The sequence below is a fragment of the Pseudomonas sp. UYIF39 genome (assembly GCF_029963765.1).
Lineage (GTDB): Bacteria > Pseudomonadota > Gammaproteobacteria > Pseudomonadales > Pseudomonadaceae > Aquipseudomonas.
On record NZ_JALBYU010000014.1, the window covers coordinates 102,338 to 118,679 of the forward strand.

Annotated in this window: 11 protein-coding genes, 1 tRNA gene and 1 pseudogene; 5 read left to right on the forward strand and 8 right to left on the reverse strand. The window is 58.3% G+C overall.

Going from position 1 to position 16,342, the window contains the following annotated elements:
- Window positions 1–23: 23 nt before the first annotated feature.
- The 3 genes from MO767_RS19325 to MO767_RS19335 form a co-directional block, all read right to left on the reverse strand.
- Window positions 24–818: a carbon-nitrogen hydrolase family protein gene (locus MO767_RS19325; RefSeq protein WP_282481814.1), complete on the reverse strand. Its 795-nt coding sequence runs from the start codon at window positions 816–818 to the stop codon at window positions 24–26.
- Window positions 819–830: 12 nt separating this feature from the next.
- Window positions 831–2,513 (reverse strand): NAD(P)/FAD-dependent oxidoreductase, encoded by a 1,683-nt coding sequence (locus tag MO767_RS19330; protein WP_282481815.1) that lies wholly within the window; start codon window positions 2,511–2,513, stop codon window positions 831–833.
- A gap of 221 nt (window positions 2,514–2,734) precedes the next feature.
- Entirely contained in the window at window positions 2,735–3,196 is a 462-nt protein-coding gene (locus MO767_RS19335) for an Lrp/AsnC family transcriptional regulator (protein ID WP_007980298.1), read from the reverse strand.
- A gap of 205 nt (window positions 3,197–3,401) precedes the next feature.
- Here MO767_RS19335 and MO767_RS19340 point away from each other — a divergent pair, with 205 nt between their 5' ends.
- From MO767_RS19340 to MO767_RS19360, 5 genes are all read left to right on the forward strand, one after another.
- A complete protein-coding gene (locus MO767_RS19340; RefSeq protein ID WP_134421228.1) occupies window positions 3,402–4,055 on the forward strand; it encodes a peptidase M41 in 654 nt (217 codons plus the stop codon).
- A 458-nt stretch (window positions 4,056–4,513) separates the two neighbouring features.
- A complete protein-coding gene (locus tag MO767_RS19345; protein WP_282481816.1) occupies window positions 4,514–5,296 on the forward strand; it encodes a transporter substrate-binding domain-containing protein in 783 nt (260 codons plus the stop codon).
- A gap of 55 nt (window positions 5,297–5,351) precedes the next feature.
- Window positions 5,352–6,080 carry an ABC transporter permease gene (locus MO767_RS19350; protein ID WP_282481817.1) on the forward strand — a complete coding sequence of 243 codons (729 nt, stop codon included), beginning with the start codon at window positions 5,352–5,354 and terminating at the stop codon, window positions 6,078–6,080.
- Window positions 6,077–6,787: an ABC transporter permease gene (locus MO767_RS19355; protein WP_129440640.1), complete on the forward strand. Its 711-nt coding sequence runs from the start codon at window positions 6,077–6,079 to the stop codon at window positions 6,785–6,787. The genes MO767_RS19350 and MO767_RS19355 overlap by 4 nt, the downstream gene beginning before the upstream one ends.
- Window positions 6,788–6,810: 23 nt before the next feature.
- A complete protein-coding gene (locus MO767_RS19360) occupies window positions 6,811–7,575 on the forward strand; it encodes an ATP-binding cassette domain-containing protein (RefSeq protein WP_282481818.1) in 765 nt (254 codons plus the stop codon).
- A gap of 222 nt (window positions 7,576–7,797) precedes the next feature.
- Here MO767_RS19360 and MO767_RS19365 read toward each other — a convergent pair.
- From MO767_RS19365 to dnaG, 5 genes and pseudogenes are all read right to left on the reverse strand, one after another.
- Window positions 7,798–8,000 (reverse strand): annotated as a pseudogene (locus tag MO767_RS19365) (IS5/IS1182 family transposase); the annotation flags it as partial.
- Between the two features lie 369 nt (window positions 8,001–8,369).
- Window positions 8,370–8,446 (reverse strand) — tRNA-Ile (locus MO767_RS19370).
- 15 nt (window positions 8,447–8,461) lie between these two features.
- Entirely contained in the window at window positions 8,462–12,208 is a 3,747-nt protein-coding gene (locus MO767_RS19375; protein WP_282481819.1) for an EAL domain-containing protein, read from the reverse strand.
- A 122-nt stretch (window positions 12,209–12,330) separates the two neighbouring features.
- Window positions 12,331–14,181 (reverse strand): RNA polymerase sigma factor RpoD, encoded by a 1,851-nt coding sequence (gene rpoD / locus MO767_RS19380; RefSeq protein ID WP_282481820.1) that lies wholly within the window; start codon window positions 14,179–14,181, stop codon window positions 12,331–12,333.
- Window positions 14,182–14,248: 67 nt separating this feature from the next.
- Window positions 14,249–16,216, reverse strand: a complete 1,968-nt coding sequence (gene dnaG / locus MO767_RS19385; protein ID WP_056741298.1) for a DNA primase — start codon at window positions 16,214–16,216, stop codon at window positions 14,249–14,251.
- Between the last annotated feature and the right edge of the window lie 126 nt (window positions 16,217–16,342).

The following is a 16,342-nucleotide window of genomic DNA, read 5'->3' on the forward strand; positions in this document are numbered from 1 at the left end:
CAATGCTAGCGGATAACGATGGATCAGCGCTTGTTAAGCTCGCTGTAAAGCTCGGGGCGGCGATCAAGGAAGTAGCGATTGGCGGCGCGGGAATCGACCATCAACTGACGATCCAGCTCGCCGACAATCAGTGCTTCATCGAGGCCAGCCTGGGCGATGCGGTTGCCATCTGGCGCGGCGATGCTGCTCTGGCCGCAATACTGGATATCGCCTTCGTTGCCGCAATAGTTGGCGTAAGCCACATAGCACTGGTTTTCGAAGGCCCGGGCGCGGACGGTGACGTCGGCGATGAAGTCGTAGGGAATCATGTTCGCCGTCGGCACCAGGATCAGCTCGGCGCCGGCCAGGGCCAGGCGTCGGGCGTTTTCCGGAAACTCCAGGTCGTAGCAGATCAGGAAGCCAAGCTTCCAGCCATTGAGTTCAACCAGCGGAAACTCATCCGGTCCGGCGCTGAACATCGAGTGATCGAGGTCGCCGAACAGGTGAGTTTTGCGGTAGTTGCACAGGCGTTCGCCATTGGCGTCGATCAACTGCACGGCGTTGTAGATCTGCCCATCCTCGGTGCGCTCGGGGTAGCCATACAAAATGGCGATCCCGGCCGTCTTGGCGATGCGCGCGATCTGCTGCGCCGACTCACCGTTGTGCACTTCTGCCAGCACGCTGACGGCATCGAGGCCGATGTTGTAGCCGGTCAAAAACATCTCCGGCAGCACCAGCAAATCTGCGCCCTTGGCCTCCAGCGCCAATTGATGCAGACGTTGCAGGTTGCCTGCGACATCCAGGGGCAGCGGTGGACATTGGTAAAGGGCTACGCGCATTTCGGATTCCTCTTACTCGGACAGGGCGATCGGACCGATCTCGTTGAACACATCTCCTGGACCCGGGTTCTCGGCGTGAGTTTCACCGCCGAAGTGTTTCATGATTCCCCACACCGCATTGAGCGAGGTCTGCACCGCGCCTTCGACCCACGCAGGCGTCCACGAAACATCGTCGCCGGCGATGAAAATCCCGCGCTGCTCGGCCGGCATGTCAGCCTGCATGAAGTGCGCGTACATGCGCTGGTTGTAGCGATAGTGGCCGGGCAGGGCGCCTTTGAAAGCCCCAAGGAAATGCGGGTCGGCTTCCCAGGACACGGTGATCGGGTCGCCAATGATCCGCGCCGCGATGTCGACTTTCGGGTAGATCTTCTTCAATGCATCCAGCGCCAGTTTCACGCGTTTTTCCACGGGTTGCGGGAGCATTTTCAGTGCGTCGCTCATCCACGAGTACGACAGGCAAATCACGCCCGGCTTGTCGTCGCCGTTGTCGAACAGATAAGTGCCGCGGGTCAGGCGATCGGTGAGGGTCATGCTCATAAGGTCGCGGCCGGTTTCCGGATCCTTGTCCTTCCAGAATGGCCGGTCGACCATCACGAAAGTTTTCGACGATTGCATGTAGCGGGTGCGGTCGAGGGCCATCCACATTTTTTGCGAGAACAGGGTTTCGTCGCATTCGATCTGGGTGGTCAGTAGCCAACTCTGGCAGGTGGTCAGCACCGCTGCGTATTCGCGGGTGTCGCCCCAGTTATCGGTGACGGCAAAACGACCGTCTGCGGCGTGGGCAATTTTTTTCACGCCGGTACGCGGTGCGCCGTTGTGCAGGGAGCTGAGACTGGTGCCTTCCGGCCAGTGCACGCAACGTTCCGGCACATGACGCCAGATCCCCAATGGCACTTGTTCAACGCCGCCGACCACCAAGTGTTGGTGATCGTCGCAGTTGGTCATAACCACACGGAAGATTTCCAGCATCGAGTTCGGGAAGTCCGAGTCCCAACCGCCGGTGCCGAAACCGACCTGACCAAACACTTCGCGGTGATGGAACGAGAGCTTGGCGAAGGCTTTGGAGGTGGCAACGAAGTCGTAGAAGGTGCGGTCGTCCCACAGCGGAACGAGGGTGTTCCACAGCTCTTTGAGGCGCGGCACATCGCGGTCGCGGATTGCTTGCTGGATGTCAGCGAACTGCGAACCGGCTTCCAGTGCATCGGCCCAGGCGTCGGCGACTTCCTGGAACAGTGCAGGAAGATCCGCCAGTTTCTGTGCGTAATGGGTCTGGCCTTCGAGGTCGATCACCGTGCTGCCCGAGGCAGGTGTCAGCGGGTTCGGGAAAGGTTTGGTTTGCAGCCCAAGCTTATCGACGTAGTGATAAAACGCGGTGGACGACACGGGGAAGCGCATGCCGCCGAGCTCGGCGATGATGCCTTCAGCGCCGTTGAATGCCTGGGAGCGCAGACGGCCGCCCATTTTCGAGGCTTCGTAGACGACGGGTTTGAGGCCCAGTTTCATTAATTCGTACGCGGCCACCAGACCTGCGATGCCGGCACCGACGATCGCGACCTCGGCGCCATGGTTGTGCGCAGGGATGCTGCCCAGGCCGGCCGGGTGCTCGATCCAGTCGTCGAAGGCGAAGGGAAAGTCCGGACCGAAAATGGTGACTGGTTTTTTACCGTCTGCAGGATGGCGATTCTTCTTGTTCATGGCTGACCTTGCTGGCGACCGGACGCGGCATGCGCGTCTGAGTATAGGAAAAGATGGCAGCCATTCTAGAGAGCGTAGAACACGTTAATAAGACGCAATGTGTCGTCGTTTTGCTAATTATTTGATCAGAGTGACGATGGAATGCTACACACCGTCAATGTGGGAGCCGAGTTTGCTCGCGACTAGGCCCTCCCAGACACCAAAGAACTATCGGCAAAAACTCAAACCGGCTGCCCCCTATCAATCTTGCTACTCAAGATAATCGACGTAGTTGTCTTCTCCACGCCATCCACACTGCCAATCTGATCCAGCAACTGATCCAGCTGCTCAGGTGAATCGGTGCGCAGCCACGCCACGTAATCAAATTCGCCACTGACTGCACACAACTGCTGCACTTGAGCCATCGCGCTGAGACGTCGCAACACTTCCTTGCCCGAGCGCGGTTGCACCGTGATCCCGACGTACGCCTGCAAGCCGCCATCCACGACACGCTGACCCAAACGCACGCCGTAACCGGTGATCACCTTGGCTTTTTCCAGCCGGGCCAGCCGCGAAGTCACGGTGGTGCGGGCGATGCCCAATTGTCGCGCGAGCATGGCCACGCTTTCGCGGGCATTGATCTGCAGGGCTGCAATCAATTGGCGATCGATTTCGTCCAGAACGGGCGGGCGAGTGTCAGGCAAGGGTCGTCTCCAGCGGCACAGATCAATGGGTTGGTATGTTACAGGCACATGTCGCACAGCGGATGGTTGATCTAGCCTCAGTACCGTGCATACCGTTTTCTACACCTCGGGTTTTTCTTGGGCTTGAGCAAGGCGCGATCGACAGGATGGACACCAACAGTCAGTCGTAGTCGAATGCGAAATCGAGGGATGCGAGGCCATGGCAATGACAAACAAGATGCCTCCCGCAATGCGGGACCATGCATTGCAGATTGCACATCACGAAATGGGGCACTACGTCGTAGCCCGCGCCTTGGGTTTTGCAACAGGCGGCGTGAGTCTGACAGTCACCATGGACTTGAGGCATCAAGGGGGAGCTTCCATCACCTTGGCGCGGTCCATTTCTTCGATGGACGCGATGAAGGCGTATTTGGAAGCCCGGATGGTGGTGCTCTTGGCTGGCGCTATGGGCCAGACATTAGCTTCAAAACATTCGCCAAAAAAAACCGTCGATAAGTCGAAAGCGGCAGCCATCCTGAAAGGAGCGCTGGGGGCGGAACAGGATTACGCAAAGATAAGGGAGTTACGGCACTTGCTACGCAACATCGCCTACCCCGATACGGATCCCGCGTCGTCGGACGGCATAACGGCTGAGCTTAAAGCGATCACTGATCGTGTATGGGGGCGGAGTCAAAAAATCGTGGAGGAATTGGCCGATACGATTTCCGAATTAGCGGGGGCGCTGGTCGACGGCATGGTCATTGTGGAGCAGTGGGGTAGGGCGGCGGATACGTATGAGGTCGTGTTGACGGGTGAAATGCTTGAACGCCTGCGGCCCGTGCAGGCCATTCCGGCGTTAACTGTTGCTTCTGAAAGTTGAGGGCGATCTGCGTGTATGCCGAAAGCAGCAGCGCCCCCAGCATCAGGGACCCTGGTCGAGTCGCCGTGGCCCAAATCAGTGGGGTACGCGCGACTTCAGCGATCCGCACGCACGCCAAAGATTGCCGCCATTAACAGCGATGGTGGATGTGATGGAGGTGGTTCGCAATCAGTGCGATTTGTTCCGGTCGCAGCAGCTCTTCATGACTAACGAATTAGCGTCGACGCATCATACGGTCACTATTACTCGTCATAATGACCAATAATTCGTCAAATTAATGCACTTTGCGTCTTATCGTCGCACTCGCTTGCTTCTAGACTCCTTTCCCCGCGAGCTCTGCCTCCTCGTTCACCAGGAGCGCGAGCTGTTGGGTGTTACTTCTTCCAAAGTGACATACGAGTTCCATAACAGCACTCATGTGTCACAAGCGCTCATGTTGGTCTTTAGGAATAAAAACAATGAAAAAAACATTTCTGACCCTTTCCGCATTAGCTCTCTGCATGGCTGCCGGCTCCGCGCTGGCCAAGGAATACAAGGAATTGCGCTTTGGCGTCGATCCGTCCTACGCGCCGTTTGAGTCCAAAGCCGCCGATGGCAGCCTGGTGGGCTTCGATATTGACCTGGGCAACGCGATTTGCGCTGAGCTGAAAGTCAAGTGCAAGTGGGTCGAAAGCGATTTCGACGGCATGATTCCCGGCCTCAAGGCCAACAAGTTCGACGGCGTGATCTCTTCCATGACCGCCACACCAGCCCGCGAAAAAGTCATCGACTTCTCCAGCGAGTTGTTCTCTGGCCCAACCGGGCTGGTATTCAAAAAAGGCGCCGCCATCGACACCGATCCGGCCACGCTAAAGGGCAAGAAAGTCGGCTACGAGCAAGGCACCATCCAGGAAGCCTACGCCAAGGCCGTGCTGGACAAGGCCGGAGTAGAGACACAGGCCTACGCCAATCAGGACCAGGTTTACGCGGACTTGATCTCCGGTCGCCTCGATGCTTCGATCCAGGACATGCTGCAAGCCGAACTGGGCTTCCTGAAGTCGCCACAAGGCGCCAACTTTGAAGTCAGCAAGCCGGTCGAGAGCGAGCTGCTTCCATCGAAAACGGCGGTGGGCATCACCAAGGGCAACACTGAACTCAAGGCCCTTCTGGACAAAGGCATCAAGGCTCTGCACGACAATGGCACCTATGCCGCCGTCCAGCAGAAGCACTTCGCTGACCTGAACCTTTACAGCGGCAAGTAACGACCCTGCGCCCATCCCCGGATGGGCGCTTTCTTGATTGCCAAAGGGCTGCTCAATGTTCGAATACCTATTGCAGATTCTGGGGCTTTCCGGCTTCAGCCTTAAGGGCTTTGGCCCGCTGTTGCTGCAAGGCTCGTGGATGACTGTCAAATTATCCTTTCTGTCGCTGCTGGTGAGCGTGGTCCTCGGCCTGATCGGCGCCAGTGCCAAGCTTTCCAGGTCAGCTATGCTGCGCGTCCCGGCGCAGGCCTACACCACGCTGATTCGTGGCGTGCCGGACCTGGTGTTGATGCTGCTGATTTTCTACAGCCTGCAAACCTGGCTGACCAACCTGACCGAAGCGCTGGGCTGGGACTATATCGAGATCAACCCGTTCAGTGCCGGGGTCATTACCCTGGGCTTCATCTACGGTGCGTATTTCACCGAGACCTTTCGCGGCGCGATCCTCGCCGTACCCCGCGGCCAGATGGAGGCGGCTACCGCCTACGGACTGACACGCGCCCAGCGCTTTCGCTTCGTGGTGTTCCCGCAAATGATGCGCTTCGCCCTGCCAGGCATCGGCAATAACTGGATGGTGATCCTCAAGGCCACCGCGTTGGTCTCGATCATCGGTCTGGCCGATCTGGTCAAGGTGGCCCAGGATGCGGGCAAAAGCTCCTATCAGTTGTTCTTCTTCCTTGTGCTGGCGGCCTTGATCTATCTGGTGATTACCACCGCTTCGAATTACGTCTTGCACCGGCTGGATGTCTTCTACGCAGCAGGTACCCGGGAGGCCGTACGATGATCGAACTACTGCAGGAATACTGGCGACCCTTTCTTTACCAGGACGGCAGTCACATCACCGGGCTGGCCATGACCCTCTGGTTGCTCAGTGCCTCGATTTTCTTCGGCTTCGTGGTGTCGGTGCCGTTGTCGATTGCCCGGGTGTCGTCCAGTGTCTGGGTGCGCTGGCCGGTGCAGTTCTACACCTACCTGTTTCGCGGTACGCCGCTGTATATCCAGTTGCTGATTTGCTACACCGGCATCTACAGCTTCGCTGCGGTACGCGCCCAGCCGGTACTTGATGCGTTCTTCCGCGACGCCTTGAATTGCACCATTCTGGCCTTTGCCCTGAACACCTGCGCCTACACTACGGAAATCTTCGCGGGGGCGATCCGCAGCATGAACCACGGCGAAGTCGAGGCGGCCAAGGCCTATGGCCTGCGTGGCTGGAAGCTCTATGCCTACATCATCATGCCATCGGCCCTGCGCCGCTCGTTGCCGTACTACAGCAACGAAGTGATCCTGATGCTGCACTCGACCACCGTGGCTTTTACCGCCACCGTGCCGGACATTCTCAAGGTCGCCAGAGACGCCAACTCGGCAACCTTCCTGACCTTCCAGTCGTTCGGTATCGCCGCAGTCATCTACCTGGCCGTCACGTTCATTCTGGTCGGCTTGTTCCGCCTGGCCGAGCGCCGCTGGCTATCTTTCCTTGCCCCGGTTCACTGATTCCGTAGAGGACGTTTGCGCACATGTACAAACTGACCGTTGAAAACCTGCATAAAAGCTACGGCAACCACGAAGTGCTCAAGGGTGTCTCGCTGAACGCTAAAACCGGCGATGTGATCAGCCTGATCGGCGCTAGTGGTTCGGGCAAGAGCACCTTCCTGCGTTGCATCAACTTCCTGGAAACGCCCAATGACGGCGCAATGACCCTGGATAACCAGCCGATTCGCATGGTCCATGACCGCCACGGCATGCGTGTGGCCGACGCCGATGAACTGCAACGCCTGCGCACGCGCCTGGCGATGGTGTTCCAGCATTTCAACCTGTGGAGCCACATGACCGTGCTCGACAACATCACCATGGCCCCGCGCCGGGTGCTGGGTGTCGGCAAGAAGGATGCCGAGGAGCGCGCCCGACGCTATCTCGACAAGGTGGGGCTGCCGTCGCGCGTCGCCGATCAATACCCGGCGTTCCTCTCCGGTGGTCAGCAGCAACGCGTCGCCATCGCCCGGGCCCTGACCATGGAACCGGAGATCATGCTGTTCGACGAGCCGACCTCGGCCCTGGACCCGGAGCTGGTGGGCGAAGTGCTCAAGGTGATTCAGGGGCTGGCCGAAGAAGGTCGCACCATGATCATGGTTACCCACGAAATGAGCTTTGCCCGCAAAGTGTCGAACCAAGTGCTGTTCCTGCACCAGGGGCGGGTGGAAGAGCAGGGTGTGCCCGAAGAAGTGCTGGGCAACCCGCAAAGCGAACGTCTGCAGCAGTTTCTCAGTGGCAACCTGAAGTAAGCCGCCATAATCCCATGCACCTTTGAGAGACTAGTAGGTCGATCAAAGGAGCATGGATACTGGGCGTCCAGCAAACAGGACGGGTCCAGAAAGGTGCAGTGTGTTCGCTTCGAGCGATCACGCAGGCATCAGTATTTATACTTGGCTGTCGTCCAGGCAGTCAGGCCGCTTGTCCACACCGGTGTAACCGGCATCGCCGCAGACGTACGTTTCCTCGCCATGCAAAATTCCGCCGGCTATTTCATGTTTTTCCAGCAAGCGACGAAAATTGAGGATCGTGGTCTCGTCTCTTCGCCCTTCGGATAATGCGGCTCAATCAAGGCAACCAGTCCCTTCAAGGGCACCACCTGATCCATCTCGATCAGAAAACGCTCGCGGCGAGTCTGCTTACGTTTACCGGCATATTCGGCATCGGCGAAGGACATCTGTTTCGTCGGAGCTCAACCGTTCAGTTCGTGTGAAGCGTGTGCTTCACCAAATTTGCAAATCTTTTTCAGAGTTTCCTTAGGGATACGTTAATTCTCCGTGCAGGCCCCAACAAGCGGTCTGAAGAGCTTGGCCGTACGAAATTGGGAACACGTCTGGAGGTTAAGGCAGAGCGCGGATCCTGGATTCACGTATCGGTCGAACTGAACGGTGATGAGCTTGAGGGATGGGTTTACGCGCAATACACGCTGAAACTGTGATCTGGCGTGGCGGGAGGGTGGACACTTTCCGTATTCATACAGAAGAAGCGGCTTCGAAAATCCAAGCCTCAAACACGAAAAAGCCGCGCATTGCGCGGCTTTCTTGTTTGGTGGGCCCACACGGACTTGAACCGTGGACCAAAGGATTATGAGTCCTCTGCTCTAACCAACTGAGCTATAGGCCCTCAGTAGGCCGCGGATTATAGCGACGGTTTCTCGGCTGTGCTATCCGAAAAGTCTGAAATGGCTATACGAAGAAACGTCGCGGCAAATTCTTCCGGTGGCAAGGGCAGGCTGACGATGTAGCCCTGGATCTGTTCACAGCCTTCGGCAGCGAGAAATTGCTGCTGTGCGAGGGTTTCCACGCCCTCGGCAATGATGGTGAATTGCATGCTGCGGCCCAGAGCGATAATGGCGCGAACGATGGCTGCGTCGTGAGGATCATCCGGCAGGCCGCGGACGAAAGACTGGTCGATCTTGAGAATGTCCAGTGGCAGACGTTTGAGGTAACTCAGGGACGAGTAACCGGTGCCGAAGTCGTCGATCGCCAGTTGCACGCCCAGGTGCTTGAGTTGATGCAGCACTGCCAGCGCTTCTTCAGCCTGGCTCATGATGAAGTTTTCAGTGATTTCCAGTTGCAGGAAACCGGGTTTGAGACGGTTGTCCTTGAGCAATTGTTCGATCCGGCCGAGCAGGTTCGGCTGGCGCAATTGAGCGCCCGCGAGGTTGACCGACAGCGGGCCGACGGGTTCGTAAATCTGATTCCACTCGAACATCTGCCGACAGGCGGTTTCGAGAACCCAATCGCCGATTTGCAGGATCATGCCGTTTTCTTCGGCCAGCGGAATGAAGTGCTCCGGTGGCACATCGCCAAAGGTCGGGTGGCGCCAGCGGATGAGCGCTTCTGCGCCGACCAGGCGATGGTCGATCAGGCTGATCTTCGGTTGATAATGGAGGTGCAGTTCGTTGCGCTCGATAGCGCGTCGCAGTTCATGTTCCAGTGCCACTCGCTCGCTGGCTTGAGCGGTGAGGTCGCGGGTGTAGCTTTCGACCCGGTTGCGACCCTTGGCCTTTGAGCGGTACATCGCCGCATCGGCGTTCTTGACCAGCGTGGCGACATCGCAGCCATCCTTGGGATACAGGCTGGTGCCGATACTGGCGCTGATAAAAAACTCATGTTCGCCAGCCTGGAATGGTGCGCCGAAGCAATTGAGCAATTTGGCCGCGATGTTGTCGGCGTCACTGGATTGCTGCAGCCCGGGCAGCAAGATGATGAATTCGTCGCCGCCCAGGCGCGCGACGGTGTCGATGTCGCGCAACTGCTCCTTGAGGCGCACGGCAATGCCCTTGAGCAGCAGGTCACCGACCGGGTGACCCAGGCTGTCGTTGATGTGTTTGAAACGGTCCAGGTCCAGGAACAGCACCGCGCCCTGGCCGCCGTTTTCCTGTTGGTTGTTGAGCGCAGTCAGCAATCGGCTCTCGAACAGCGTGCGATTTGGCAGCCCGGTCAGCGGGTCGTGGTGTGCCTGGTAATCGAGCTTGGCCTGGGCGTGTTTGAGGCTGGAAATGTCCGCGAACACCGCGACAAAGTGGGTGACGAATTTATCCCGGTTGCGTACCGCGCTGATGGTCAGCCAGCTCGGATAGAGCTCGCCATTCTTGCGCCGGTTGGAAATTTCGCCCTGCCAATGACCTTCGGCGGTCAGTTGATGCCACATGGCGGCATAAAACGCGCTGTCATGCAGGCCCGAGGCGAGCAGGCGAGGGGTGTGGCCCAATGCTTCGCTCTCGCTGTAGCCGGTGATTTCGGTAAACGCACGGTTGACCGCGCTGATGTGCTGTTGGGTGTCGGTGATCAATACACCTTCGGCGGTGCTCTCGAATACCGTGGCGGCCTGCTGCAGCTTCTCCTGCATCAGGTGTCGCTCGGTAATGTCCCGAGCGATGGTCAGCATGCAATCTTCATCGCCGATCGGTAGCGGACGGCTGGACACCTCGCAGAGGCGAATCTGTCCGTCGCTGCGGCGTATATGGCAACTGAAGTCGCGGACGAATCCGTCCCGGTGCAGCAGATCGAGCATCTGTTTGCGTTCGTTGAGATTGACCCAGATTCCCAGCTCGAGGACAGAGCGATCCACGGACATCGCGCTGTTGAAACCGGTAATGCGACTGAAACCCTCGTTGACCTCAATCAGTAAACCGTCGCTCTGCCGTGACAATAGCAAGCCGTCGGGTGAGGCATGGAAGGCCTTGGCGAATTTCTCTTCGGAGGTTTGCAGTTGTTGCTGGGTTTCCTTGAGCTGGCTGATGTCCCGCACGACCACTACCAGCGCAGGGGTTGTATCGAGGTCGAACGGCTCAGCGGAGATCAGGCCGGTAAACACTTGGCCATTGTTGCGGCGAAAGGGCATCTCCAGATTACGGATGCTGCCGGCCTGCAACCGTTGCAACAAGCCGGGTCCGACGCCGGGTATGCCCCAGATGTTCAGGTCGGTGGCCGTCTGGCCGATGACGTCTTCGGCCTTGAGACCGATCTGTTCTTCGAACGCTTCGTTGACCTCCAGCAGGCAGCCGTCGGAGAGTCGCGCGATGACTAGTATGTCCGGGCATTGTTGGAATACCGAGGCGAACTTCTGTTCCGACAGGCGCAACGCCTCTTCGGTGCGCTTGGCTTCGCTGATGTCGATCATCAGCCCGCGCATCACCGGTTCATGGCCGTGCTCGATCAGGCTGACGATATCGCGCACCCAAATGCAGCGGCCATCGGCGGTGATGACCCGGTAATCGAGGCTGTGATCGCGCCCGGCCGATACTTCGTGATCGCAGAAGGTCTGGGCGCGGGTCAGGTCGGCCGGGTGGATAATGTTGCGCCAGAAGCCCGGAATCAGCCAAAGAGACAAGGGGTAACCGAGCAGATCCTCGGCATGGGGGGACACGTAGCTGTAGGTGAAATCGCTGATCCGCGCTTCCCAGGCGATGGCCGAAAGGCTCTCTACCAGCCCGCGGTAATGGTATTCGCTGCTGCGCAGTTCTTGCTCCAGGTCGACCCGCCGGGCAATTTCTGAACTCAGCCGGCGGTTGATCCGGATAACTATCGCCAGGACGATGATCAGCAGCAGCAATCCTGGTAGACCGTAAACCAGCAGATCGTTCCAGAATGTTCGATGATCGAGGACGTTGCCGACCCAGTGCTCTTGAATCTCATTGATTTCGTCCGGGGTCATGTCCGCCAGGACTTTATCCAGAATGCCGACCAGTATCTTGTTGTCCCGGGGCACGCCCATCGCCAATTGATAGCGATAGGGGGTTTCGCCGCTGACGTAGAGCCCGTCGAGCTTGAGCTGACGCAGGCTCCAGACGCTGGAGGCGAGATCGCCGACCACCGCATCCACTTCATCGGTAGCCAGCGCCTGCAGCGCTGAGCTGACGTTGGGCATCGCGACCAGATTGAGGTCGGGATTGTGGGTGCGCAGCAGCTCATGGGGTGCGTAGTTTTCCACCACGGCGACTTTCAGACCGTACAAGTCTTCGAGTTTGCGTGGCTGGGGGCCTCCGACATGGGCGAGGATGACAATCGGAAAGTCCAGGTAGGGGCGGGTGAATGAGAGGTAAGTCTGGCGCTCCGGGGTCGACATGATGCCGGGCAACAGGTCCAGCTTGGCTTGTTTGGCCTGCTCCAGGACGACGGTCCAGCTAACCGGCTCGATGGGTGTGAGCTTGATGGCCAGGCGTTGACGGATCCGGTCGATATAGTCTGCTGCAAGACCCTGATAGCGGCCCTGATCGTCGCGAAACTCGAAGGGTGGCCATGACGCATCGACACCCAGGCGCAAGTCCGGGTGAGCCGACAGCCAGCTACGTTCTTCGTCGGTCAGAGTCAGCGCGCCAGCCGTTGCGGTCCAGGTCAATAGCGACAGCAAAAAAAGTACGGTCGGCAGTCTGGGCATAACGGTCTCGTTATGGCTCGGGGAATGTTTCGAGTGTAGACGGGCAATTCGGAGGGGGAGAGGTGCAGGGGATTTAATCTGTATAAAAGCAAAACCCCCGGCCTGGGCCGGGGGTTTTGTTGTTACTCGTCGAGGAAGGAGCGCAAATGCTCGCTTCTCGTCGGGTGGCGCAGCTTGCGCAGCGCCTTGGCTTCGATCTGACGAATCCGCTCACGGGTCACGTCGAACTGCTTACCAACCTCCTCGAGGGTGTGGTCGGTATTCATGTCGATACCGAAGCGCATGCGCAGAACCTTGGCTTCACGGGCAGTGAGGCCGGACAGAACTTCGCGAGTCGCTTCTTTAAGGCTCTCAACAGTGGCGACATCGATTGGCGACTGCATGGTCGAGTCTTCGATGAAGTCACCCAGATGGGAGTCTTCGTCATCACCGATCGGGGTTTCCATGGAGATCGGCTCTTTAGCGATCTTCAATACCTTGCGGATCTTGTCCTCAGGCATTTCCATGCGTTCGCCCAGCTCTTCCGGGGTCGGTTCGCGACCCATTTCCTGCAACATCTGGCGGGAAATGCGGTTGAGCTTGTTGATCGTCTCGATCATGTGCACCGGAATACGGATGGTGCGGGCCTGGTCGGCGATCGAGCGAGTGATCGCTTGACGGATCCACCAGGTGGCATAAGTCGAGAACTTGTAGCCGCGGCGGTATTCGAATTTGTCTACCGCTTTCATCAAACCGATGTTGCCTTCCTGGATCAGATCGAGGAATTGCAGGCCACGGTTGGTGTACTTCTTGGCGATGGAGATCACCAGACGCAAGTTCGCTTCTACCATCTCTTTCTTCGCGCGGCGGGCCTTGGCCTCACCGATCGACATGCGACGGTTGATGTCCTTGATCTCGGCGATCGTCAAACCGGTTTCGGTTTGCAGCGCGGTCAGCTTCTGCTGGCATCGAATGATGTCCGGTTGCAGGCGACCAATGGCTTCAGCGTATTTGCTTTTGCCTTTGGCCAGTGCATCGGTCCAGCTTTCGTCGACTTCGTTGCCCGGGAACTGGCGCAGGAAGTCGGCACGCGGCATGCGGGCATCACGAACGCAAAGTTGCATGATCGCGCGCTCTTGCTGACGCAGACGATCCAGGGCACTGCGAACACGCTCGACCAGGCCTTCGAATTGCTTCGGAACCAGTTTGATCGGCATGAACAGCTCAGCCAGAAGCACCAGCTCGGCAATTGCCAGCTTGTTGCCACGACCGTGCTTTTTCAGCGCCTTGCGGGTGATTTCCATCTGATCGGAGACAGCGCCAAAGCGCTGAGCTGCGATGACCGGATCCGGACCGCTTTCGGCTTCTTCTTCTTCGTCGGTGCTGGCTTCAGCGTCGTCGTCGTCGGTGTCGTCGTCCGCTTTCACGGCTTTCGGGTCGACAGGCGGCGGCACTTCTGCAGCAGGCGGCGCAATGCCGTCGTCCGGGTCGATATAACCGCTCAGGACGTCGGACAGGCGGCCACCTTCGGTGGTGACGCGAGTGTATTCGGAGAGAATATGGTCAACCGTGCCAGGGAAGTGCGCAATTGCGCCCATCACTTCGCGGATGCCCTCTTCAATACGTTTGGCGATTTCGATTTCGCCTTCACGTGTGAGGAGCTCTACCGTACCCATTTCACGCATGTACATGCGCACTGGGTCGGTGGTGCGACCAATGTCGGTCTCGACCGCTGCCAACGCTGCTGCTGCCTCTTCGGCCGCGGCTTCGTCGGTATCGGCGTCGGCCAGCATAAGGGAATCCTTATCTGGCGCAACCTCGAATACGTTGATCCCCATGTCATTGATCATGCGGATGATGTCTTCCACCTGTTCCGGATCTGAAATATCCTCCGGCAGGTGGTCGTTGACCTCCGCGTAAGTCAGGTAACCCTGCTCACGACCAAGTGTGATCAACTCTTTGATACGAGACTGCTGTTGCGCTTTTCCGGACATAACACCCTATCCACTGAAGGTCTTGGCGGGCAAAAAACAAGCCGAGGATTATACCTGAGCTATGACCTCACGCGCCAGTTGAGGTCGGGCTTGTTGCGGAAACATTGCGACTTAATAGGTCGCGCAGTTGATTTTTCTCTTCGGCACTCAGTTCACTTTGACGTGCTTTCCTGAGAAGTTGTTCCAGGTTTCGCTCGCGTTGGCGGGCTGACAAGCTAGTAATGGTGTCGAAAAACTGTTGTTCAAGGTTATCTCCGTCAATCAGCCATTCCTTTTCCGCCAGCGCCTTGAGCAAACGTCCTTGCTCCGTACCGTGCCAGCGTGCAATCAGCTGAAATGAGTTTAGCTTGGGATTCTTCTGTACGGCTTCGAGAAGGGCCACCAGTAATTGCGTATTGGTGTGATCCTCGGCAGCAAAGTGCCCGGCATCCTCGACTTTCTCGGCCAATTGTGGGTGATGCAATAGCGTGCGCAAGGCGGCCAGGGTCGGCGGCTCTACAGCGGCCGGCACCCGTGGCGCGCGGGGTTGATCGTGATCACCACCGCGTTTGCCGTTTTTGTCCCACGGTTTTTTGTCCCATTTTTTGCCGCCGGCGCCGGGTTTCTTCGGCGTCCATTCCTGCTGCGGCACATACATCTCTTGTGCCTGCGGCTGATGGTAGTCGCTGTAATCCGGCATGGCGTCATAATCGATCCCCGGGTCGTACGCCGGCGGAGCTTCCTGAGGTGCGCTTTGTACCAGTTGGCTCACGGCTTCACCGCTAAGCCCAGTAATTTCGGTCAGGCGCTGGCGCATCAGGATGCGCAGGTTTGCACCCGGGACTTTGTCGATCAGCGGCGCGGCGAGGGTGGCCATGTGGGCCTTGCCTTCGAGCGAGCGTGGGTCCGATTCCTCGGTCAGCTGTTGAAAAAAATAATCTGCTAATGGTTGGGCATGCTGATTGATCCGTGCGCGGAAGGCATCGGTGCCTTCGGAGCGGACCAGCGTGTCCGGGTCTTCGCCTTCGGGGAGGAACAGAAAGCGTGCGCGCCGCCCGTCCTGCAGGCTTGGCAGCGCAGCCTCCAATGCCCGCCATGCGGCATTTCGACCTGCCTGATCGCCGTCGAAACAGAACAGCACGTTGGGCACGACGCGAAACAGTCGCTTCAAGTGCTCTTCGCTGGTGGCGGTGCCCAGAGTCGCGACAGCATTGCGCAGGCCTTGCTGGGCGAGGGCGATAACATCCATATAGCCTTCGACGACGATGATTTCGTCGAGGTTGCGGTTGTTCTTGCGCGCTTCATAAAGACCGTAGAGTTCCTGGCCCTTATGGAATACCGGGGTTTCCGGTGAGTTCAGGTATTTCGGCTTGTCGTCGCCCAATACCCGGCCACCGAAGGCGATGATTCGCCCGCGGCTGTCGCGGATCGGGAACATCACGCGATCGCGGAAGCGGTCATAGCGTTTGCCGGTTTCGGCGTTCTCGATCAGCAGGCCGGCATCGATCATGGCTTTCTGTTGCAGGGTGTCGCTGCTCAAGTGCTTGAACAGATTGTCCCAGCCGGGCGGGGCAAAGCCGAGGCCGAAGTCTCGGGCGATTTCGCCGGTCAGTCCGCGACCTTTCAAGTAATCCACAGCTGCTTTTCGCGATGGATGGCTTTTCAGTGCCTGGCGGTAAAAGTCTGCGGCGGCGGTGAGCAGCGGGTAGAGCGGCGAATCGGTCGGCTGCCGCGGTTTGTGCGGCCGCCCGCTTTCTTCGCGGGGGATTTCCATGCCGGCGGCTTTGGCCAGTTCTTCGACGGCCTGGACGAAATCCAGATTGTCGTGGTCCATCATGAAGCCGAGGGCGTTGCCGCCAGCGCCGCAGCCGAAGCAGTAGTAGAACTGCTTGTCGGGGCTGACGCTGAAGGAGGGGGTTTTCTCTTTGTGAAACGGGCAGCAGGCGGTGTAATTCTTGCCGGCCTTTTTCATTTGCAGGCGCGAGCTGACCACATCGACGATGTCGGTGCGGTTCAGAAGGTCGTCAATGAAGCTCTGGGGAATTAGCCCGGCCATGGCGTTCTCGTCATCTGCGCTGCAATGGATCCGAAACGAAGAGCGGCTGAGCGAGGGTCGTTGTTTGAGGCGCGCAAAATGTGCGGCTCGACCAATGTCGTCTGCGTAATCGCTGTCGGGAAGTGT

Coding starts and splice junctions, on each gene's coding strand:
- MO767_RS19325 (WP_282481814.1), bottom strand. CDS start 818: ATGCGCGTAGCCCTTTACCAATGTCCACCGCTGCCCCTGGATGTCGCA.
- MO767_RS19330 (WP_282481815.1), bottom strand. CDS start 2,513: ATGAACAAGAAGAATCGCCATCCTGCAGACGGTAAAAAACCAGTCACC.
- MO767_RS19340 (WP_134421228.1), top strand. CDS start 3,402: ATGACAAACAAGATGCCTCCCGCAATGCGGGACCATGCATTGCAGATT.
- MO767_RS19345 (WP_282481816.1), top strand. CDS start 4,514: ATGAAAAAAACATTTCTGACCCTTTCCGCATTAGCTCTCTGCATGGCT.
- MO767_RS19350 (WP_282481817.1), top strand. CDS start 5,352: ATGTTCGAATACCTATTGCAGATTCTGGGGCTTTCCGGCTTCAGCCTT.
- MO767_RS19355 (WP_129440640.1), top strand. CDS start 6,077: ATGATCGAACTACTGCAGGAATACTGGCGACCCTTTCTTTACCAGGAC.
- MO767_RS19360 (WP_282481818.1), top strand. CDS start 6,811: ATGTACAAACTGACCGTTGAAAACCTGCATAAAAGCTACGGCAACCAC.
- MO767_RS19375 (WP_282481819.1), bottom strand. CDS start 12,208: ATGCCCAGACTGCCGACCGTACTTTTTTTGCTGTCGCTATTGACCTGG.
- rpoD (WP_282481820.1), bottom strand. CDS start 14,181: ATGTCCGGAAAAGCGCAACAGCAGTCTCGTATCAAAGAGTTGATCACA.
- dnaG (WP_056741298.1), bottom strand. CDS start 16,216: ATGGCCGGGCTAATTCCCCAGAGCTTCATTGACGACCTTCTGAACCGC.